At 37.0% G+C, this 20,256-nt stretch carries 20 protein-coding genes; all 20 read right to left on the bottom strand.

What is annotated here, in order from left to right; translation table 11 throughout:
* Window positions 1-26: 26 nt before the first annotated feature.
* Entirely contained in the window at window positions 27-953 is a 927-nt protein-coding gene (dnaI, locus tag JZO71_RS01270) for a primosomal protein DnaI (RefSeq protein WP_206897796.1), read from the bottom strand.
* Window positions 953-2,341: a replication initiation and membrane attachment family protein gene (locus JZO71_RS01265; protein ID WP_206897795.1), complete on the bottom strand. Its 1,389-nt coding sequence runs from the start codon at window positions 2,339-2,341 to the stop codon at window positions 953-955. The genes dnaI and JZO71_RS01265 overlap by 1 nt, the downstream gene beginning before the upstream one ends.
* Before the next feature lie 13 nt (window positions 2,342-2,354).
* Complete coding sequence (gene nrdR / locus JZO71_RS01260; RefSeq protein WP_206897794.1) at window positions 2,355-2,855, bottom strand: transcriptional regulator NrdR; 501 nt, start codon at window positions 2,853-2,855, stop codon at window positions 2,355-2,357.
* A gap of 268 nt (window positions 2,856-3,123) precedes the next feature.
* Complete coding sequence (locus JZO71_RS01255) at window positions 3,124-3,456, bottom strand: CsbD family protein (protein ID WP_206897793.1); 333 nt, start codon at window positions 3,454-3,456, stop codon at window positions 3,124-3,126.
* 199 nt (window positions 3,457-3,655) lie between these two features.
* On the bottom strand, window positions 3,656-4,282 hold the full coding sequence (gene coaE / locus JZO71_RS01250; RefSeq protein ID WP_430733275.1) for a dephospho-CoA kinase: 627 nt from the start codon (window positions 4,280-4,282) through the stop codon (window positions 3,656-3,658).
* The gene (mutM, locus tag JZO71_RS01245; protein ID WP_206897791.1) at window positions 4,255-5,091 is read right to left on the bottom strand and encodes a DNA-formamidopyrimidine glycosylase; all 837 of its coding nucleotides are present in this window, start codon (window positions 5,089-5,091) and stop codon (window positions 4,255-4,257) included. The genes coaE and mutM overlap by 28 nt, the downstream gene beginning before the upstream one ends.
* A 24-nt stretch (window positions 5,092-5,115) precedes the next feature.
* Complete coding sequence (gene polA / locus JZO71_RS01240; protein WP_206897790.1) at window positions 5,116-7,761, bottom strand: DNA polymerase I; 2,646 nt, start codon at window positions 7,759-7,761, stop codon at window positions 5,116-5,118.
* 119 nt (window positions 7,762-7,880) lie between these two features.
* A complete protein-coding gene (locus JZO71_RS01235) occupies window positions 7,881-8,564 on the bottom strand; it encodes a Bax inhibitor-1/YccA family protein (RefSeq protein WP_206897789.1) in 684 nt (227 codons plus the stop codon).
* A complete protein-coding gene (locus JZO71_RS01230) occupies window positions 8,557-9,042 on the bottom strand; it encodes a MaoC family dehydratase (RefSeq protein WP_206897788.1) in 486 nt (161 codons plus the stop codon). The genes JZO71_RS01235 and JZO71_RS01230 overlap by 8 nt, the downstream gene beginning before the upstream one ends.
* Before the next feature lie 157 nt (window positions 9,043-9,199).
* On the bottom strand, window positions 9,200-10,534 hold the full coding sequence (murC, locus tag JZO71_RS01225) for a UDP-N-acetylmuramate--L-alanine ligase (protein WP_206897787.1): 1,335 nt from the start codon (window positions 10,532-10,534) through the stop codon (window positions 9,200-9,202).
* A gap of 129 nt (window positions 10,535-10,663) precedes the next feature.
* Complete coding sequence (locus JZO71_RS01220) at window positions 10,664-11,425, bottom strand: YdcF family protein (protein ID WP_206897786.1); 762 nt, start codon at window positions 11,423-11,425, stop codon at window positions 10,664-10,666.
* Between the two features lie 27 nt (window positions 11,426-11,452).
* Window positions 11,453-11,923 carry a SprT family protein gene (locus JZO71_RS01215; RefSeq protein ID WP_206897785.1) on the bottom strand — a complete coding sequence of 157 codons (471 nt, stop codon included), beginning with the start codon at window positions 11,921-11,923 and terminating at the stop codon, window positions 11,453-11,455.
* 3 nt (window positions 11,924-11,926) lie between these two features.
* On the bottom strand, window positions 11,927-14,107 hold the full coding sequence (locus JZO71_RS01210) for a Tex family protein (protein WP_206897784.1): 2,181 nt from the start codon (window positions 14,105-14,107) through the stop codon (window positions 11,927-11,929).
* Between the two features lie 157 nt (window positions 14,108-14,264).
* Window positions 14,265-14,999, bottom strand: a complete 735-nt coding sequence (locus JZO71_RS01205; RefSeq protein WP_206897783.1) for a metallophosphoesterase — start codon at window positions 14,997-14,999, stop codon at window positions 14,265-14,267.
* Window positions 15,000-15,159: 160 nt separating this feature from the next.
* On the bottom strand, window positions 15,160-16,101 hold the full coding sequence (trhO, locus tag JZO71_RS01200) for an oxygen-dependent tRNA uridine(34) hydroxylase TrhO (RefSeq protein ID WP_206897782.1): 942 nt from the start codon (window positions 16,099-16,101) through the stop codon (window positions 15,160-15,162).
* 191 nt (window positions 16,102-16,292) lie between these two features.
* Complete coding sequence (locus JZO71_RS01195) at window positions 16,293-16,664, bottom strand: VOC family protein (RefSeq protein ID WP_206897781.1); 372 nt, start codon at window positions 16,662-16,664, stop codon at window positions 16,293-16,295.
* 200 nt (window positions 16,665-16,864) lie between these two features.
* The gene (locus JZO71_RS01190; protein WP_206897780.1) at window positions 16,865-18,256 is read right to left on the bottom strand and encodes an L-cystine transporter; all 1,392 of its coding nucleotides are present in this window, start codon (window positions 18,254-18,256) and stop codon (window positions 16,865-16,867) included.
* Between the two features lie 216 nt (window positions 18,257-18,472).
* Window positions 18,473-18,859, bottom strand: coding sequence for a DUF1149 family protein (locus tag JZO71_RS01185; RefSeq protein ID WP_206897779.1), 387 nt, complete (start codon window positions 18,857-18,859; stop codon window positions 18,473-18,475).
* Between the two features lie 55 nt (window positions 18,860-18,914).
* Window positions 18,915-19,532 carry an HAD-IA family hydrolase gene (locus JZO71_RS01180; protein ID WP_206898059.1) on the bottom strand — a complete coding sequence of 206 codons (618 nt, stop codon included), beginning with the start codon at window positions 19,530-19,532 and terminating at the stop codon, window positions 18,915-18,917.
* A gap of 45 nt (window positions 19,533-19,577) precedes the next feature.
* Window positions 19,578-20,246: a 2,3-bisphosphoglycerate-dependent phosphoglycerate mutase gene (locus JZO71_RS01175; protein WP_206897778.1), complete on the bottom strand. Its 669-nt coding sequence runs from the start codon at window positions 20,244-20,246 to the stop codon at window positions 19,578-19,580.
* Window positions 20,247-20,256 lie beyond the last annotated feature (10 nt).

Here is a 20,256-nt window from a genome sequence, read left to right as displayed (position 1 = left end):
CACATCTCCCATTCTTTTATTCACTTTTAGCTGTTTCGACGGTTCTTCCCAGTCATCTCGATTTCTTTTGTTAGATAACGAATTCGTTCCATAATGCGTTTAGCTTTTAATGGCTCTTCATCTCCACGTTGTGTGACAGACAAATGTTTTTCTAACTCATCCATTGTAAAGTTTGATGAGAAAAAGGTCGGTAGTTGTTCCTGCATTCGATATTGCAAAATAACGCCAAATACTTCATCACGAATCCAACTACTCATGGCATCGGCTCCAATATCGTCCATCATTAGGATAGGAGAACGTTTTACCGCATCCAATTTATCTGAAACTTGGTCTTTCCCAATCGCTTGTTTCATTTCAACTGCAAATGTTGGAAAATGAACAAGTGTCGTTGTGTACCCTGCAACGGCTAAGTCATGGGCGATTGCACCTAACAAATACGTTTTACCAATTCCAAAGCTCCCAACTAGATATAACCCTTTATGGTAACCTTTAGGATCATTTGTGTATTGTTCCACAAAATTGAATGCTTCAAAAAAGGCATCGCTACGGCCGCTTGTTTGCTCAAATCCTTCAAAGGTAGCTGTTTGAATATCCTTAGGCATGTCCATTGCTTTCACCCGACTACGTATTTCTTCTTGTTTTTGTCGAGCAATCAATGCTTCAGTCGGCACATAGGTGACATCCACATAATGAAAGTTCAACACTAGTTTTGGTTCGTATCCTGGTGCAATCATTGTTGGATCATTTTTCTGATATTTTCGCTTTTCTTGAACAAACTCATAAAGTTTTGCATAGCTTTTTTCAATATCTGCTTGTGTTAATCGTTCTTGGTGTTCTGCCAAAAAGGCTTGAACATCTGAATCATTCAATGCTTCTTGAATCATTTCGGCATACTTTTCTTGGTAATTACGTTTGCTAATGATTTTTTTTAACTCTCTTCCAACATCTTCCATTAGTTGTCACCCTCCTTTTTAGCAAGGTATTCTTTAAAGCGACGATCAATTTCCGCTTGTTTTTCTTGACTGATCTTCTTCTCGTCTTTTGGTTGATTTACCCAATCAGGTAATTTTTCCCGCCGCACGTTTCGACGAGTATTTGAGTAGTTTCTCGTTTGCTTTTTCTCCGTGCCTTCTTGGCTTTTCTTTTTAATATGGGCAATGGCATCTTCTGCTGTCATGACTTTCTGCTGTGCCCATTCATTAGCAATCGTATTAACATAGTTTGTCCCTAAACTTGCTTGATTTTTGATAACTAATACATAGTTCAATAGCACATTGATAACACTACTTGGAAGCCCTGAACGAGAAACAAGCTCTTGCATCAACCACGTTTCTGATTTAGATACATACCCATTTTTTTCTTTTTTGATTGACTCTAAATATTTCATTGGTGGAACACTTTGAGCTTCTTTGATTAACTGCACAGAGGCTGCAGACAGCTGTCCTTGATTAGGAACTGATTCAGCTTTTGTGTTTGTGATTTCGGTACTGTCTGAATTTTCTACAGGCACTTTTATCCCAAGTGATTGACTAACAGGGTTTGCTAAAAAGATTTTTTGAAGTTCTTTCAAAGATACTTTTTGTTCTGTAAAGTCGTACGCTTCAACGATTTTTTCACCTAAAGCTAGATCATCCAACCCGTATAATTGTTGATACATTTCGAGTTGTTTGATGGTTGGTTCATCTGGTTTATCAATATGTTTTTTTTGCAACCAGTTTGTCAAAAAAGCCCAGTCAATCGTACTTTTTTCAGGTAATCGTTTCGTTGCTACTTGCTCAGTAAATATTTCTTCCAACTTCTCGATTTGCTGTTTATCAGCGGCAAAGGAAGCCTCGTTAAATTGGTACACTTCTAAAAATTTTTTGGTTTTTTTCTGATAGCCTTTTGTTGAAAGTTTTTTTGGTTCGAAACGCTTAACTAACTGATCAAAGCGACGCTCACCAACCTTTTCTAATAGTAAAAAGCTTAAAACAGAATCCATAAAGAACTGTTTCGCCGACATCGGTTCCAACAGTTCATAAAGGAAACATGCACCTAGGCTAGGATCTTCTTTGTAATAAACATCTAATAAGCCAATTCCCTCAAGTTTTTTTCGTGCTTCGTAAAATTGAGGGATGCCACAACCAAGACTACTCAATAAATCTGCGTGAAGTCCTTCTGGTCCTTGGCCAGTCTCTAAAGAAATTTCTGTCAAAAGAGTGAGATAAACACTAAGCGCTTCTCCACCAATCAAAGGTTGGTAAAGATAGAGCAACGCATTTCGATTTTCTTCTTTTAAAGGACTCTGCTTTCTTCCTTGGTAGATATTTTTTGGTTGAAGCTCTTTCCAAGCATTTTCCAAGGAAATGCCCCCTTTATTCTGTACTTTCGTCTTCGGTATCTTTAGAATTGTTATTTTCTTTTGCCTTCTCTACGATATCTTGCAGTTCTTTTAAGAACACAGACATATCTTTAAATTGGCGGTACACACTTGCAAAACGGATATAGGCAATTTCATCCAAATTCACAAGATCTTCCATGACATATTCCCCAATTAAATTGGTTGATACTTCATTTTCGCCCAAACTTCGGACACGATTTTCTACATGGTTCACAATTTGCTCCATTTGCTCCATAGCAACTGGACGCTTTTCGGCTGAACGAATCAATCCTCTTAAAATCTTATCTCGATTAAACTCTTCACGCTCACCGTTTTTCTTGATAACTAGCAGTGGTGCAGCTTCGATTCTTTCAAATGTTGTAAAACGAAATGAGCAATTTTCACACTCACGTCGACGACGAATCGCCCGACCATCATCTGCTTGACGGCTATCAATAACACGGGAATTATTATGTTGACATCTTGGACATCTCATTTAGTTCACCTCATGTATCATTTAAGTTTTATAAAAAGAACATTTTGCTCTTTCATAGTTAGTTGCATTATAACATGAAACTTTTATGTTAAGCGACTTTCCCAACTAAAAAGATGCAGTTTCCATCGTTAATAAATCGTTTTTATCTATTCATTCCAAAAAAATGAGCTGTGACAAAAATTTATCACAACTCATTTGACGGTCAAAACGAAACTATGAATGATTTTCAACTGTTTCTTTTCGAAAACATCACTCACGTTTTCAAAAACTACAATTTTTCTTCAATACCAGTGTAATGTTTTAACCGTTGCTCTTCGATTTTTTGTTCATCAGGGATGTGTTCAGCGTCTGGGAGTGGTTTTTTTGTTCGATCAGACATTTCTTTTTTTCGTTCTTGTGTCAGGTCTTGTTGACGCGCTTCTTTTTCTGCTTGTTGATCTTCCAGTTCAGCAATTCGTTCTTTATATTGATCTGCTTTCTTTTTACCAATCTCAGCTTGTACACGACCTTCATTTTTTAATTCATCTTTATCAAGTAACTTACCAATTTTTTCTTTGGCAGATCCAACAACTTTATCTTTTTGATTCTTGATATTTCCCATACAAATCCCTCCCTTATTCTTATCTTTAGCATAACAAAAATAAACAAGATACTCAAAATATACGACTAGCTACGTCTTTCAGCCACGCAATTAAACGCGTGACTTTAGTTTTACACGCTTTGCGAACGAAATCAGAGCCTCCAAACTAAAAAAGCAAAGCTCTCCGTTCAGCTAACGAAGCACTTTGCCTTTTTATTTTTTAATCTGTGATAAATGATTGTTCCTTTAACCACGACTCAACTTGTTGGACTAATTCTTCTTTTGTTCGAGTATTATCAAACAAAATATCCGCTCGTTCTTTTTTCACTTCGATCGACCACTGTGTCTTTATTCGTTTTAAAGCTTCAGCTTCTGTTAATTGGTTTCGTTTCATCAGTCGTTCGAGCTGAATCGCTTCTGTGGTGTAAACAACTGCTACAGCATCCATGTAACGTTCATAGTGTCCTTCAAACAGTAAAGGTACATCAACAACAACTAATGGATTCTGCTGTTTTTTCTCAGCAATTTGTTGTTTGATACGTCCACGGATGAACGGATTCAACACACGATTTAAGGTTTGTCGCGATTCATCGTCTGCGAATACGACAGTACCTAACTTTTTACGATTTAGTGTACCATCTTCATTCAAGATTTCTTTGCCAAATACTTCAACGATTGCCATCAAACCGTCAGTCCCAGGTTCGACAACTTCTCTTGCCACTACGTCACCATCGATTACTGGAATCCCATGTTTTTTAAAAACTTCAGCTGCTGTACTTTTACCTGTTGCAATACTTCCAGTTAACCCTAAAACGAAACCTACTTCGGCAATTTTAGTTGCTGACATTTTGGACAATAGTGAGTCCCCCTTTGTGCAACTTTTATTTTGACAATTGGTGTTTGACAACGGACACATGGCTGGCCTGTTTGACCATAAACATGAAGTGCCATTTGAAAACTACCCGCTTCTCCAAGCGCATTAAGATAGCTCCGAATCGTTGTTCCGCCCGCTTCTACTGCTCGACCCAAGACATCAATGATTGCTAATCGAAGTGCCTCGATTTCTTTTCTTTTTAATGTATTGGCAGGCTGTTCTGGGTGGATTTTGGCTTCCCATAAAGCTTCATCCACATAAATATTTCCTAATCCTGTGACTAAACGCTGATCCAACAGCAACGGTTTAATTGCTTTGTGTGATTTTTTAAGACCTGATTCAAATGCTGACAAAGTAAATAAATCTGGTAGCGGTTCTGGACCTAATTTCATGATTCCACGATAAGTATCACTTTGTCCTTTTGACACTAGTGTCATCCGTCCAAATTTCCGAACATCATTATAGCGAAGCTGACTGCCATCATCAAAAAAGAAAATGACATGCGTATGTTTATCTAATGGTTGATTTTCTTCCACAAAAGAATATTTTCCTTCCATTCGTAGGTGGGAAATCAACTCATAATTAGTTAAATGAAAAATCAGAAACTTCCCTCGACGCCCAATTGATTCAATGGTTTCACCAATCAACGTTGCCTCAAAAATCGGTGCTTCTGGTTGTTCAATAATTTTGGGCCACAAGACTTGCACTTTTTGGATCTTTTTTCCTGTGACCAAACGTTCTAGCCCTTTACGGACCGTTTCAACTTCTGGTAATTCAGGCATGTTTCTTCTTCACCTTTTTCTTTTTTATTTTGCTTCGTACCATGTTTTGCCCCAACTACTATCAGTAATCAACGGCACATGAAGCGAAACAGCATTTTCCATCACTTCTTTGACTAATCGATCTAATGTTTCTAATTCGTGTTCTGGAACTTCAAAAACTAATTCATCGTGTACTTGTAATAACATTGTTGCTTCTAGTTTTTCATCTTTCAATCGTTGCGCCAAATCAATCATCGCAATTTTTAAAATATCAGCTGCGCTACCTTGAATTGGTGTATTGATAGCCGTTCGTTCTGCAAATGAACGCAAATTAAAGTTTCTTGAATTGATTTCTGGTAAGTAACGACGACGATGATACAGTGTTTCCACAAAGCCTTGATCTTTTGCTTCACGAACAATACGTTCCATGTATGACTTCACACCTGGGTATTTTTCAAAATAAGTGTCGATATATTGTTGTGCCGCTTTTCGGGAAATACCAAGATTTTGTGACAAACCATAGTCTGAGATACCATATACGATTCCAAAGTTAACGGCTTTTGCTTGGCGACGCATATTTGGTGTTACATCTTCTGCTTTTTCAATTCCAAAGACACGCATTGCCGTACTTGCATGGATATCTTGCCCTTCCAAAAAGGCAGCTTTCAGATGTTCGTCATCAGAAATGTGTGCTAAGACACGTAACTCGATTTGAGAGTAGTCAGAAGAATAAATCAGCCAATCTTTTTTTCTTGGAACAAATGCTTCACGAATTTTCCGACCTTCTTCTAAACGAATCGGAATGTTTTGTAGGTTCGGATCAACCGAACTCAAGCGGCCAGTTTGGGTCAGTGTTTGAACATAACGAGTATGCACTTTGCCATCAGATTGAATCACTTTTAATAGTCCTTCTACATAAGTAGATTGAATTTTTGCAATTTGACGATAGACCAAGATGTCATCAACGATTGGCGCTTGTTCTCTTAATTGTTCTAACACATCGACTGCTGTCGAGTACCCTGTTTTAGTTTTCTTAATAACAGGCAGACCCATTTTTTCAAACAAGATAACACCTAATTGTTTAGGTGAATTTAGGTTGAATTCTTCGCCAGCTTCCGCATAAATTTTTTCTTCAATTTCTTTTAGACGTTCTGAGAACTCGATCTTCATTTCCTGTAGACGTGAAGCATCGACTTTGATTCCACTAATTTCCATTTCTGCTAAAATCTGTGACAATGGTAGTTCCATTTTATAAAACAAATCTGCTTGATTTTTTTCTTCTAGCTCTTTGTTCAAGATTGGTGTCAATGCGTTGATTGCCGCCACCTTGCGTGCAAGATGCGCATAGAAAACTTCTTCCTCTTCTGGCAACCCTTTTTTTGCACCTTTTCCATAAACTGCATCATCTGATCGAATATCTTGATACCCATAATGCGCAGCTACACCTTCGATATCGCTGCTTTTATCATTAGTATCTAACAAATAAGAGCCCAAAAGAACATCAAAATCAATTCCTTGCGTCTTACCCGTGTAACGATTTAAAGCAACATATGTCCTCTTTGCATCATAAACTTTTTTCAGACGTGTTCCGTCACTCAACCAATCTTTAAATGCTGCACTTTCAAAAATGCCAAGATCATTGGTCACATAAATTTTTTCCTTCGTTCCCCAAGAAACACCAACAATGTCTTCTGTATGATAATTTTCTCCTAACATTTCGACATAAAGCGCCATATCTGTAGTAAACATTTCTGGTTGGTAAGCTGTCACTACTTCAAATAAAACATCTGATAACTCTGGCTCCTCCTCATGAATATCAAGCTTAGCCAAAAATTGCTTGAATTCCATCTCTTGATAGAATGGTACTAATTTTTCTAAGTCTTTTCCTTCATATCTCAATGAGTCAATTGCAACATCAACAGGTGCATCCGTATTGATTGTCGCTAATTTTTTTGAGAGAAAAGCTTGTTCTTGATCATTGATCAGATTTTCTTTCATTTTGCTTTTTTTCATTTCAGCAATATGTTCATAGATTCCTTCAACCGAGCCATATTCTTTAAGTAATTTGATCGCTGTTTTTTCACCAATTTTGGTTACACCGGGTATGTTATCAGAAGCATCACCAGCTAGACCCTTCATGTCAATGATTTGTTTAGGCGTCAATCCATCATACTTTTCAGCGATATGTTCTGGTGTATAACTTTCGATGTCGCTAACACCTTTCACAGTGATATCTACTTTGACATCATCAGTAGCTAATTGTGTTAAATCTCGATCTCCTGAAAGAATAACAACATCAAATACTTCTTTATCTACTTTTTCTGCCAACGTACCAATAATATCATCCGCTTCATAGTTTGGTAGTTCATAATATTTTATACCGAGCCCAGTTAACAATTCACGAATGTAAGGCATCTGCTCTTTAAATTCACCAGGTGTTTTTGAACGTCCACCTTTATATTCAGCGTACATCTCTGTACGGAAAGTTGTTTTTCCTGCATCAAAGGCAACTAATACATGTGTCGGTTGTTCTTTTTGCATCACATTCTCAAACATTGTATTAAAAGCGTAAATTGCATTGGTATGCAACCCATTTCGATTTTTAAACCGTTCTAGTGAGTTATGCAACGCAAAAAATGCGCGGAAGGCGACGCTGTTTCCGTCGACCAATAATAATTTATTTTTTGTCATATCAATTAGCTCCTCGTCCGTAAAGTTCTTATTTATTCTAACAAAGAATGTCTTGGAAAGCGAAAAGAAAAAACGGATAGGAGAAAATGTTTATCTCCTACCCGCCTCAATGTTAAAAATTAATTGTTTCGTCCAAAAATTCGTAAAAATGCAAGGAACAAGTTGATAAAGTCTAAATACAATTGTAGAGCCATGAACACTGCCACACCACTGTTCGCTGTTCCATTACTTTGAATATAAACTTTACGAATATTTTGATTATCATAAGCAGTGATTCCAGCAAAGATCAAGACTAACAAGATTGAGATGAAGAAATCCACTGCACTACTATGAAGTAAGAAAATATTGACAAACATGGCAATGATCACGCCGATCAATGCAGCTAATCCTGCGCGACCAATCCCACTCAAATCTTTTTTAGTAACCATTCCCACAAATGACATACCGATAAACATGCCTGTTGCTGTCAAAAATGCTTGCGTAATTGTTCCAATATCATAAAAAGCAAGTGTCACAGCTAGTACCAAACCATTTAGTAAGGAGTAGGCAATGAAACCTCCAATAGCTAAACTTGGATTTTTTTGAGCCTTCGCACTTAAGACCAATACTAAAATGATTTGAACGATCCAAAGTCCCATAAAACCTAATGGAAAACCATTAATAAATGTCGCTACTTGTTGTGGAAAAACGGATAGTGCTAAATATGAAGTCAATGCACTTAGCGCCAATCCTACCCCTAAGTAACCATACACTTTAGAATAGAAACGATTAATTCCTTCACTTGCTACGCTTTGATTATTCATTTAATTCACCTTCACTTTCAAATGCAATTTCTAGTTCTGGATCAACAGGTGGCTGAACCATCACCACAGCGTCGAGTACACGATTGCCTTCGCTATTTTCTGCTTCAACAGAAATCGTAACGACGTCTTTCATTTTATCTACTTTTATGACCTCAAATTGGAAAGTCAATGTTTCGTAGTGGAAAACTGGTTCAATAAAATTCACAGAAAAATTCACAACGTGCGAGCCTGGACCAGGCAAATGCTTAGAAACAGCACTTGTAATGATACCCATTAACATCACAGATGGCACAATTGGTTGTTGATACTCCGTTTTTTGTGCAAAATCATGTTGAATATATAATGGATTCGCATCATTTGTTAATCCTAAATAAAGCAACAGTTGATTGTCTTCAATTGATTCTGTTAAAGACAACGAGTCGCCTTCCTCTAACTCATTTATTGTTTTTCCTAATTTTCTCGGTTTACCTATATTCAAAATAGAAACCCTCCAGTTTTATTTTACTCAAGAACAATTGTACCAAAACCAAGCAAAAAGGCAAGTTATGGAAACTGCACTTTTTGTATACAAGAAAGCAGCCAAAAAGGCAAAACTTTTTTGGCCGCTTTTGATTGATTTCGTCATTTGTTAGTGATTACAAGACGTTTCTTGTCGTGTTACTTAATAGTTTTTCATAGGCTTGTTCAAATTTTTGAACATCACCCGCTCCCATAAAGATAACCACTGCATCGTGGTAATCTAACAATGGTGAAACATTATTTTCTTTCAGAACTTGCCCACCCTTTTGAACTTTTTCGCCAAGGTCTTCGATCTTAACATCCCCTTGTTTTTCACGAGCTGAGCCAAAAATATCACATAAGTATACGCGGTCTGCTAAGTCTAATGCTTCAGCGAACTCATCCATCAACGCAATCGTTCGCGTAAATGTATGTGGTTGGAAGACAGCAATGATTTCTTTGTCTGGATATTTTTGACGTGCACCATCAATTGTTGCACGAATTTCTGCTGGATGATGCGCATAGTCATCAACAATTGTCATATCTGAAACGATTTTTTCGCTAAAGCGACGTTTTACACCAGGGAAAGTCAACATTTCTTCTGATACTTCTTTAAGATCTAAGTCTTCAAAGTAGGCAACTGCAATGACGCTCAAGGCATTTAAAATATTATGTTTTCCAAAAGCCGGAACCACAAAATGACCAATAAATTCATCTTCATGATACACATCAAAAGCTGAACCAGTTGTTGTGCGTTCGATATTTCGTGCTTGGATATCATCATTATCACTAATACCATAGTAATAAATCGGCACGTCTGCTTCTAATTTTCTTAGATATTCATCATCACCATACGCAAAAATGGCTTTTTTCACTTGGTGTGCCATTGTTTGGAATGCATTGTGTACATCTTCAATGCTTGTATAGTAATCAGGATGATCAAAGTCAATATTTGTCATAATCACATAATCAGGTGAGTAAGCTAAGAAGTGACGACGATATTCACACGCTTCAAATGCAAAGAATTCTGCACGTGGATCACCATGACCCGTACCATCACCAATCAAATAACTGGTTGGGCGAACACCTGTCAATACATGTGAAAGTAAACCAGTTGTGCTTGTTTTACCGTGTGAGCCAGTTACCGCAATACTTGTATAGTTTTGAATAAAATCACCAATAAAATCATGGTAACGAATTACTTCAAGTCCAAGTTCTTTGGCACGTTGAATTTCTTCATGTGTGTCAGGAAACGCATTTCCAGCGATGACTGTCATACCTGGTTTGATATTATCTGCACTAAATGGCAAGATTGTTATATTTGCTTTTTCTAAATCTCTTTGTGTAAAGAAATACTTTTCAATATCTGATCCTTGGACATTTAATCCTTGTTCATGTAATACAAGTGCCAATGAGCTCATACCTGAACCTTTGATACCAACAAAATGATATAATTTTTCTTGTTTTGTCATTTGAATCCTCTTCTCTTATCTATCATCCATTATTCATTCACATATTCAACACGATTTTCATTATCTTATAAACAAATAAAAATTTCAACCAAATTTGTTCGCAAATGCTTTTTCTTGCAAAATAATGAGTTAAGTGCGAGAAAATTGCCATTTTGTCTGAGATAAAATGGCTTGATAAGCTGTCCAAATTTCTGCCGGAATCTCGATATGCTTAAGATAGCCCTTCCCCTTAGGACCATAGCCATATTCATCATCATGTAAACGAGCAATCTCTCCTAAAACTAATGATTTAAAGTAATCTGATGGCCATTGATAGTTTAATTCTGTTTGAGTGAATGTCATGATAGTATTCGTATCTTCATCTCTCCAACATGCTAATTGTGGAACAATTGGTACATAGTTTTCAAATTCAACAGTTGTGTTTTCCCATACTTTTTCAAAAGTTGCTCTTGTTCGCCGCTGTAATATAGGATCATTCATCAATAAAACTTTTCGTGGGGATAACTGCAACTCTTGCAGTTTGTCTAACGCAAATTGAGCATTTTCACCAGAATTTGTGGAGTGTGGCTCAACGAGTAACTGCGCATCTGAAAAATGATATTTTTCTTGTAAATAGCGACGATACATCTCACTTTCACTAAGTGTTTCAGAAAATAAAAATCCTTGCTCTTCAAAGTTTCTTCGAAGTATTGGTGTCGCATGACCTATTCCGCCTACTAAAAAAATTTGTTCAATCTGTTTTTTTCGCAAAAGGTCGGCTGCATGATCAACCAAAACTGGTAACCCGTTTCCTGCAAGAATCAGGAGAGGAGCTGTTTGTCTGTGTCTAGCTGCATCCATAGCTGGTGGATCCGCTAAAAATGTTAGTAGCTGATTCCAATTATCAATCATCCGAACAATACTCCTTTCCTTATCTATTTAGTCGTTATCGTTATTTAGCCGTTTTGTTTCTTGCCAAACTAATTTTCCACGACAGCGTCCACAACGAAAACGTTCCGTATCAATTTTCCGTTTTCGATAAATCATTGCCTGACAACCTACGCATTGATAGCATTCAAGTTTACTGGTTTTTTTTGCTACAGCTGGCGCATAACGCAACCCGCCAGTTTGTTGTAACAATTGTTTAAAGTCTTTATCTCGGTGACGATAGCCTTTCCCAGCTAAATGCAAATGGTAATGACATAATTCATGTTTAATGATTCCGACAACTGTTTGTTCATCAGATTGCGCAAACATCGACGGATTGAAGTCTAAATGATGATCATTCAAATGATAACGTCCACCTGTTGTTTTCAGGCGTGCGTTAAACATAGCTTCATGTGTAAACGGCTGTTGAAACCACTCAATCGAAATAGCTTCAACTAGCCTTTGTAATTCCTCTTGTGTCACTTTTTACTCCTTATATGGTGAAAGCATGGTTAAACTAATACGACCTTTCTTCACATCGACTTGTTCTACCCATACAGTTACGACATCTCCAACAGAAACTACATCAGTTGGGTGCTTAACAAATTTTTTACTCAATTTTGAGATGTGAACGAGTCCATCTTGCTTGACACCAATATCCACAAAAGCACCAAAGTCGATAACATTTCGGACAGTCCCTTTTAATTCCATACTTGCCTTCAAGTCTTCCATACTTAAAACATCTTGACGCAATAATGGTGCTGGCATTTCTTCTCGCATATCACGACCAGGCTGTGTCAATCCTTCTAAAATATCGGTCAATGTTTCTTCACCAATCTCCATAGTTTTAGCTAGAGTTTCTGGGTTTAATTGTTTTAAGACTTCTGTTGCTTCAGCAGTGCCCAGATTTTTTTCAGTTAATTGGTTCATAGTTAAAATTTCTTTTGCTACCGCATAACTTTCTGGGTGAATACCCGTATTGTCTAATATATTTTTCCCATCAGGTATCCGCAAGAATCCAATGGCTTGTTCGTATGCTTTTGGCCCTAATCTTGGAACTTTTTTCAATTGCGTGCGTGCATTGAATGCACCATTTTCATCACGATAAGTAACAATATTTTGTGCAATTGTTTTATTCAACCCAGAGATATGTTGTAGAAGTTGGGGGCTAGCCGTGTTTACATCCACACCCACTTGGTTAACAACTGTCTCAACCACAAAGTCTAATTGTTCTGCCAATCTTTTTTGGGAAACATCGTGTTGGTACTGCCCAACGCCTACTGCTTTCGGATCAATTTTGACTAATTCTGCCAATGGATCTTGCAAACGTCGTGCAATTGAAACAGCACTTCTTTCCTCAACCTGTAAATCAGGAAATTCCGTTCGAGCGACTTCACTTGCAGAGTAAACAGAGGCACCAGCTTCATTGACAATTGCATAATATGCTGTGTGATTTACAGTTTTTAATTGTTCCGCCACAAATAATTCTGATTCTCGGCTAGCTGTTCCGTTTCCGATTGCGACCATATCTACTTGATATTGATTGATTAGTTTTACAAATTGACCTTTTGCTGCTTCACGTTTTGCTTGAGCAGCTGGTTTGTGTGGATAGATGACTTCGATTGCCAAGACTTTCCCTGTAGCATCAACTACCGCTAATTTACAACCTGTACGATAAGCTGGATCAAAGCCTAACACAACTTTTCCTTTTAAAGGTGGTTGTAATAATAAGTTTCGCAAATTTTCACCAAAAATCGCAATAGCTTGTTCATCCGCTTTTTCAGTTAACTCATTGCGAACTTCACGTTCAATCGCTGGAGAAATAAATCGTTTGTAACTATCCTGATAGGCTTCACGCACATAACTTGCTGCAGGTGAAGTTGGATTACCAACTAATTGACGTTCCAAATAATCCATTACTGCTGTTTCGTCTACTTGCAGGTTGACTTTCAGAATATCTTCTTTTTCGCCACGATTTGTTGCTAAAATGCGGTGAGAAACCATTTTATGAACAGGCTCTGAGAAGTCGTAATACATCTCATAAACACCTTTTTCGTCTAAGTCTGCATCTTTTACTAAACTTACATAACTACCTTTATTATAAGTGTAAGAACGAATCCAAGTTCTGAATTTAGCAGTATCGCTGACTTGTTCCGCAATGATTTCATGTGCTCCTTGCAACGCATCTTCTACGGACAAAACTTCTTTTTCTTCATTAATAAATGTTTGCGCATAAGTTTCAACTTTTTGGTCATTCAATTGCAATAACCATTCGGCAAGTGACTCTAATCCTTTTTCTTTGGCAATCGTTGCTTTTGTACGGCGTTTTTGTTTATATGGGCGATATAGGTCTTCTACTTGTTGCATTTTGACTGCTTGAAGGATCCCCGCTTCTAATTCAGGCGTCAATTTTCCTTGTTCATCAATTAAGCGTAAAACTTCCACTTTTCTTTTTTCTAAATTTTCTAAGTATGCGTAACGATCTTCGATTTCACGAATTTGGACTTCATCCAAGCTCCCTGTCATTTCTTTTCGGTAGCGTGCAATAAAAGGAACTGTATTTCCTTCACTCAATAAATGAAGAACCGTTGTTAATTGTTTTTTGTTATAGCTTGCTAATTCTTTTTGGACAAGCTGGATAATTGTTTGATTTAGTTTTTCTGTCATCAAGATGTTCTCCTTTAGTTTGTTAGTCGCTTGTCTATTTTAGCATACTTTTTTTATGGAATAAAAAAAGGCGGGATGACAAAATAAAAAGCATAGGACAAGATGTCCTACACTTTTTGGAAAATTTATGTTTCGCGCTTTATTCACAAATCTCAAATCAAAAATCTGGTTGCCATGGTCCCTGATTATTTTGATACTCGATATCTTGAACGATTCCTTGTTCGTCAAAAATCACGCCATGGATGGAGCCTCCAAAGACCGCACCACCATCAATCCCAATTTTATTGTCGCTTAGCCACAAATCTGTTGTTTGCATATCGCCATGCAACAATGGTGTAATTGTGTGACCAAAAACGATCGTCTTGCCCGTTAGATTTTTTCCGTTATGAAAAGGTTCACGAATCCAAATAAAATCTCTTGGACTGGTTTCTCGCCAATCTTTTTTCGTTAAATCTACTCCTGCGTGAACAAATAAATAGTGCTTCCACTCAAAATACAAGGGTCTCTCCACTAAAAATTGAATTAATTCATCATATCTTGAACGAATCATCATTGCGATTTCTGTTGGAGAATACTCTTCTGTCGCACCTGGATGTAATAAACTTTCAAAGGTTTCTTTCCCGCCGTTACGCAAATATGCATCATACCAATCTTCTGGTGATTGTAAAAATTGTAAGAAATACTCCTCATGATTTCCACGTAAATAAATGGCACCAGTTTCTTTCGCTAATTTCATCCCAAGCAAAAAACATTCTTTTGTTTTCGGTCCGCGATCGTTTAGGTCACCAATCAAAACTAATTGATGAATTGTCGGATCATATTCACTTACTAACGCTTGAAACAATTCATATTCTCCATGTACATCGCTAATTGCATAGAGCAAAGATTTCATAACCACCGCATCCTTTCTCAAAAAGTATAGCGTAATTTTGCAAGTGATTCCAACAAAAAAAGAGCTAAAAGAAAAACAGGTTTTTGCTTTTCTTTTAGCGACTATTTAGTGGCAATAATTGATGGTAACCTTTGATTCCTTAACGATTTAAACATTTGATTTATTTAAAATTTGCCACCAAGATTTCTGCAATTTCTGTATCTGTTAACGAATGTTCTTTAAGGTAACGATTGTTTGGGTGTTGCGCACATTCTTTTGAACATGCGCCAAGATGTCGCGCTTCATTTTCTACCGAAGTCAAAAATTGACGATTACATTCAGGATTTGCACAATTCACATAGCGTTCACAGGGGGTTCCGTCAAACCAATCTCTACCGACTACTTGTTTATCGACATGATTGATTTCAACCGCAATTCGTTCATCAAAGACATACATTTGTCCATCCCATAATTCACCTTGAACTTCGGGATCTTTTCCATATGTCGCAATTCCACCATGCAGCTGCCCAACGTCTTTGAAGCCTTCTCGAACTAACCAGCCAGAAAATTTTTCACAACGAATACCACCTGTACAATAAGTAACGACACGTTTGTCCATAAATTCTTCTTTGTGGTCGCGAATCCATTGAGGTAGTTCTCTAAAACTACGGATTTCTGGTCGAACAGCCCCACGAAAATGACCTAAATCATATTCATAATCATTTCTCGCATCTATCACAACAGTTTCTTCATCAAGAATTGCTTCTTTAAATTCTTGCGGTGATAAATAAGCTCCAGTGGTATCTTTCGGATCGATATCATCCTCTAATTTAAGAGAAACCAATTCCGAACGTGGACGAACAAACATTTTTTTAAATGCGTGTTCAGGACTTGGATCGATTTTGAAGAAAGTATCTGCAAAACGTGCATCTGCTTTCATTGCATCCATATAAGCAGTCGTATCTGCAAGCGTTCCTGACAACGTGCCATTAATCCCTTCCGTTGCGACAAGAATTCTCCCCTTCAAGTTCAATGACTTACAAAAGGCTAAATGTTCTTTCGCAAACATTTCTGGATCTTCAATTGTTGTGTAATTATAATAAAGTAAAACTTGGTAATCCATACTGTGACATCCCTTCATTCTAATGATTCCCAAATAGTATAAGAAAGGATCAGGTATTTGACGATTTATTTGCTTGTGCATTTTTACGCAAGATTGAATGGTTAAATGTATTTAAGTTTACATAATTATTTTATCATCAAAAAAAGAAAACTTTTGCAGATTCTATGATAACCATCTACAAAAGTTTCAACTTATTTGCCAGTCACTGCAAAATAATTGCCGTCTGGATCAGCAAAATTAAAAACGTATTCTTCGCCGATTTGGACTAGATCACCTAGTGTGACTTTATTTGTTTGCATTTTTTTATATAAACCAAAAACATCTTCACTTGCAAACATTAAAGAAGGTGAATTTGACGCAACCTCTGGTGAATGTGCCTCGATAAATTTGCGATCATATAAAACTAATTTGGCTTGTGCGTCGACTGCTGGGCCAATCTCAACAATCAATGTACCATCCATTTCTTGTCGATCTAGTTCTGCAAAACCATTATTTGTCCAAAATGTTGCATTTTTTTCAACATCATCGACATAAAGCATGATTTTTATTTCATTTGTAAACATCTTGTTCCTCCTAAATCCATTTTAAATGGTGAATAATCGTTGCTAGTTTACCATATCCCTCTCATAAACTCTAGACTTGTCTATTTAACAGAATGGTTTTTTATTTTTATTTTCGCGTTTTCACTTTTCGGAATATTTAATTTTGCAAATGAAAAAGCTAACTATCAAAATAATAGCTAGCTCTAATTTTTTCTTAAGCTTTATGCATTTACATCAATCACTTTTGTTTCATCATTGATAACATCACGATCCAAATCATGGATACGAGCACTTGTAACAATCCCAGCTACCATACTACCACTGACGTTTGTTGCAGTACGAGCCATGTCGATCAATGGTTCTACAGAGATAACTAAACCGACGATTGCTACTGGTAAATTCATTGCGCCTAGCACGATTAATGAAGCAAATGTTGCGCCCCCACCGACACCAGCAACACCGAATGAACTGATCGTTACAATCGCTACTAACATCAAAATGAATTCTAAACTAAATACATTGATACCCGCAGCTGGTGCAACAATTGTTGCCAACATTGCTGGGTAAACACCTGCACAGCCATTTTGCCCAATTGACAAACCAAAACTTGCAGAGAAGTTCGCTGTTGCATCATCAACCCCAAGAGCTTTCGTTTGTGTTTCAATATTCAATGGCAATGCGCCTGCACTCGAACGTGAAGTAAAAGCAAAACTCAATACAGGAAAAGCTTTTTTGAAGTAATTAATTGGATTCACTTTGACTGACATCAAAATAAGCGAATGAACAACTAATACAGCAAGCAAAGCAATATATGAAGCTAGTACGAATTTACCTAAGTTCACGATTGCTGCAAAATCACTTGTGGCCATCACGTTTGTCATCAAAGCAAGTACGCCATATGGTGTTAAGCGTAGAACTAATGTCACGATTCGCATAACTATTTTATATAAACTATCAATCAAATCTGAGAAGAAAGCTGCTTCTTTTGGTGCTTTACGTTTAACCCCAAGATAGGCAACACCAACAAATGCAGCGAAAATCACGACACCAATTGTACTTGTTGGTCGGCTTCCCGCTAAATCAGCAAAAACATTTTTAGGAATAAATGATAAGATTTGTTGAGGAATCGATAAGTTCTCAACAGTTTCTTGTCTAGTAGCTAATTCAGCAATACGTGCTGTTTCAGCCGCTCCTTCAGTAAATTTTGCCCCTTGTAAGTTAAAGAGCATCGTTGTCCCAATCCCAATTAGTGCAGAGATTGCTGTTGTCGCTAACAAAGTTGTTAAAACTGTTGCGCTGATTTTACCTAATTTTTCCGAAACTTTCATTTTGGTAAATGCGCCGACAATGGAGATGAAAACCAATGGCATAATTAACATTTGCAAGAAAGCAACGTAGCCATTCCCAACGATTCCAATCCAATCCATTGATTGAGTGACGATTTGATTATCGACCCCAAAGATAAGTTGCAATAGACCGCCAAAAACGATCCCGATACCTAGCGCTGTAAAAACACGCGTTGAAAATTTAGTATGGCGCTTTTGCATACGATAAAACACATATAATAATGCCGCAAAAACTAGAACCACTAAAACTGTGATGAGTGTTGTCATTTTTTTCCTCCTTAAAATTTTTTAATGACAAGTCCATCAAAGGAAGTAAAGGTTCCCGGGAATGATTCTTCAACCATTCCCCTGAAAAAAATTTGTATTTTTTCAGTGACTTGTTCATTTTAGCTCATTTTTTGCCAAATGGCATGCTTTTTGCTTACATTTAGTAATAGAAAAAGAGTAGTAGCGATAGTTTAAAACTATCACTACTACTCTTTCTTATGCTTCTTTTTCTGATTGAAAATTCAATTTGACACCTGGTTCATCTAAAGCAATCTCTGTAATTTCGTATGCCATACGACTAACAATGTCAAATAAAGGAGCGACTAACTCATCTACTTCTTCTTGTGTAACATCTGCCTGTCCTTGAACTTTACGATTCAAAATATGATTGATTTGACTAACACTTCCAGATAGTACATATTGATCGAATACTAAGCGAAATTCTAAACGAGCACCCACAATACTATGTTCTTCTGGATAATTGTCAATCGTTTCATTCAACGGCGAAAAACCAACTTTTAAGTCAGTTTGGATTTCTTGATCTTTAGGCTTTTGATCGTAGTGAAAAGCCTCAACCACTTCTTTTTGTCTTCTAATTTCCATATCATCACTCCTCTACAAAAATTATAGCATATGAAAATTGAAAGCGGACAATATTTTAAATAATCTCTGGTAATTCAATGATTTGCTTCAATTCATTCACAACATAGGTTGCAGGAATATCACCTAAAAAATAATCGATATCATATAAGCAAGTGGCAATTCCCGCGTTATTACCGGCTTCAATGTCTAATCGACGATCGCCAATCATCATTGATTCTGTTTTTTGTAAATGAAATTTTTTAATAATCGCATGTAATGAAGAAGGATCCGGTTTTCTAGGAAATTCTTGATCTATTCCAACAACTTCTTCAACTAATTCGTCTAGTCCAAAGTCTTTTAACAGTTCCCAAGTTGAATGAGTTAAACGATGGGTCAGGATAAAGTGTCGTCCACCGTGTGCTTTCAACTTTTCTAAAACCATCTTTGTGTCTTGGAAAGGCGCTGATACTTCTTGACTCGCTGTTTCATACTGATGAAATAAGGGGATAAATTTCTCCTCAGACAACTGATAGTTTTGCCGTAATTGACTCGTTGAATACTTTTTCATCACAAAATAGATTTCTTTTTTATCCGCTGTAATCCCAAAATCTTGTAAGGCACGCCAAGCACCATCAACCATTGCAGGATATGTATCAAATAATGTACCATCAAAGTCCCAAATAAAATTCTTTATCATTGCTCCTACTCCTCTTTTTTTCGGATAAAACATCTGAAGTCTTTATAAAATCTTTTTATCAATGATTGTTAGCTGTTCGTCAAATGTGTATTGGATCGGTTGCGCATTGGGAATATCAATCGTATCCATTAGATCTTCTGGCACGTTTTCCAAGTATTTCGTTAACGCACGCACACTGTTTCCGTGTCCAACCACTAAGAGATTTTGTTGCTCACGAAGTTTGGGTGCAAACGAATCTTCCCACAAAGGTATCAGACGTTTAACCGTCATTTCTAAACTTTCTCCATGAGAAATCAAACGAGGATCCAAGAAATCATATCTTCGATCAAACTGATTTTCTTTAACAAGTGGTGGTACTTCACGATAGTCACGACGCCAAATTTTGACTTGTTCTTCTCCATAGATAGCTTTCATTTCGTCTTTGTTTTTACCAACTAGTTCGCCATAGTGACGTTCATTTAGACGCCAAGTTTTGGTAATTGGAATCCACAATTGCCCCATTTCTTCTAAAGTGTATTGTGATGTTTTAATTGCTCGCTTCAAAACTGAAGTATAGACAGCATCAAATACTAAACCAGCTTCCTTCATTTTGGTCCCCGCTTCACTCGCTTGCTGCTCACCTTTCGTAGTCAATGCCACATCTAACCAGCCTGTCCAGTAATTTTCAAAATTAGCTTCACTCTCACCATGACGTAACAAAACCATTTTCATTTTTTCCACT

The organism is Candidatus Enterococcus courvalinii (genome assembly GCF_017315945.1).
Classification (GTDB): domain Bacteria; phylum Bacillota; class Bacilli; order Lactobacillales; family Enterococcaceae; genus Enterococcus_B; species Enterococcus_B courvalinii.
The sequence above is the reverse complement of the archived record's forward strand: the minus strand, read 5'-3'. Positions and strand labels throughout refer to the sequence as shown.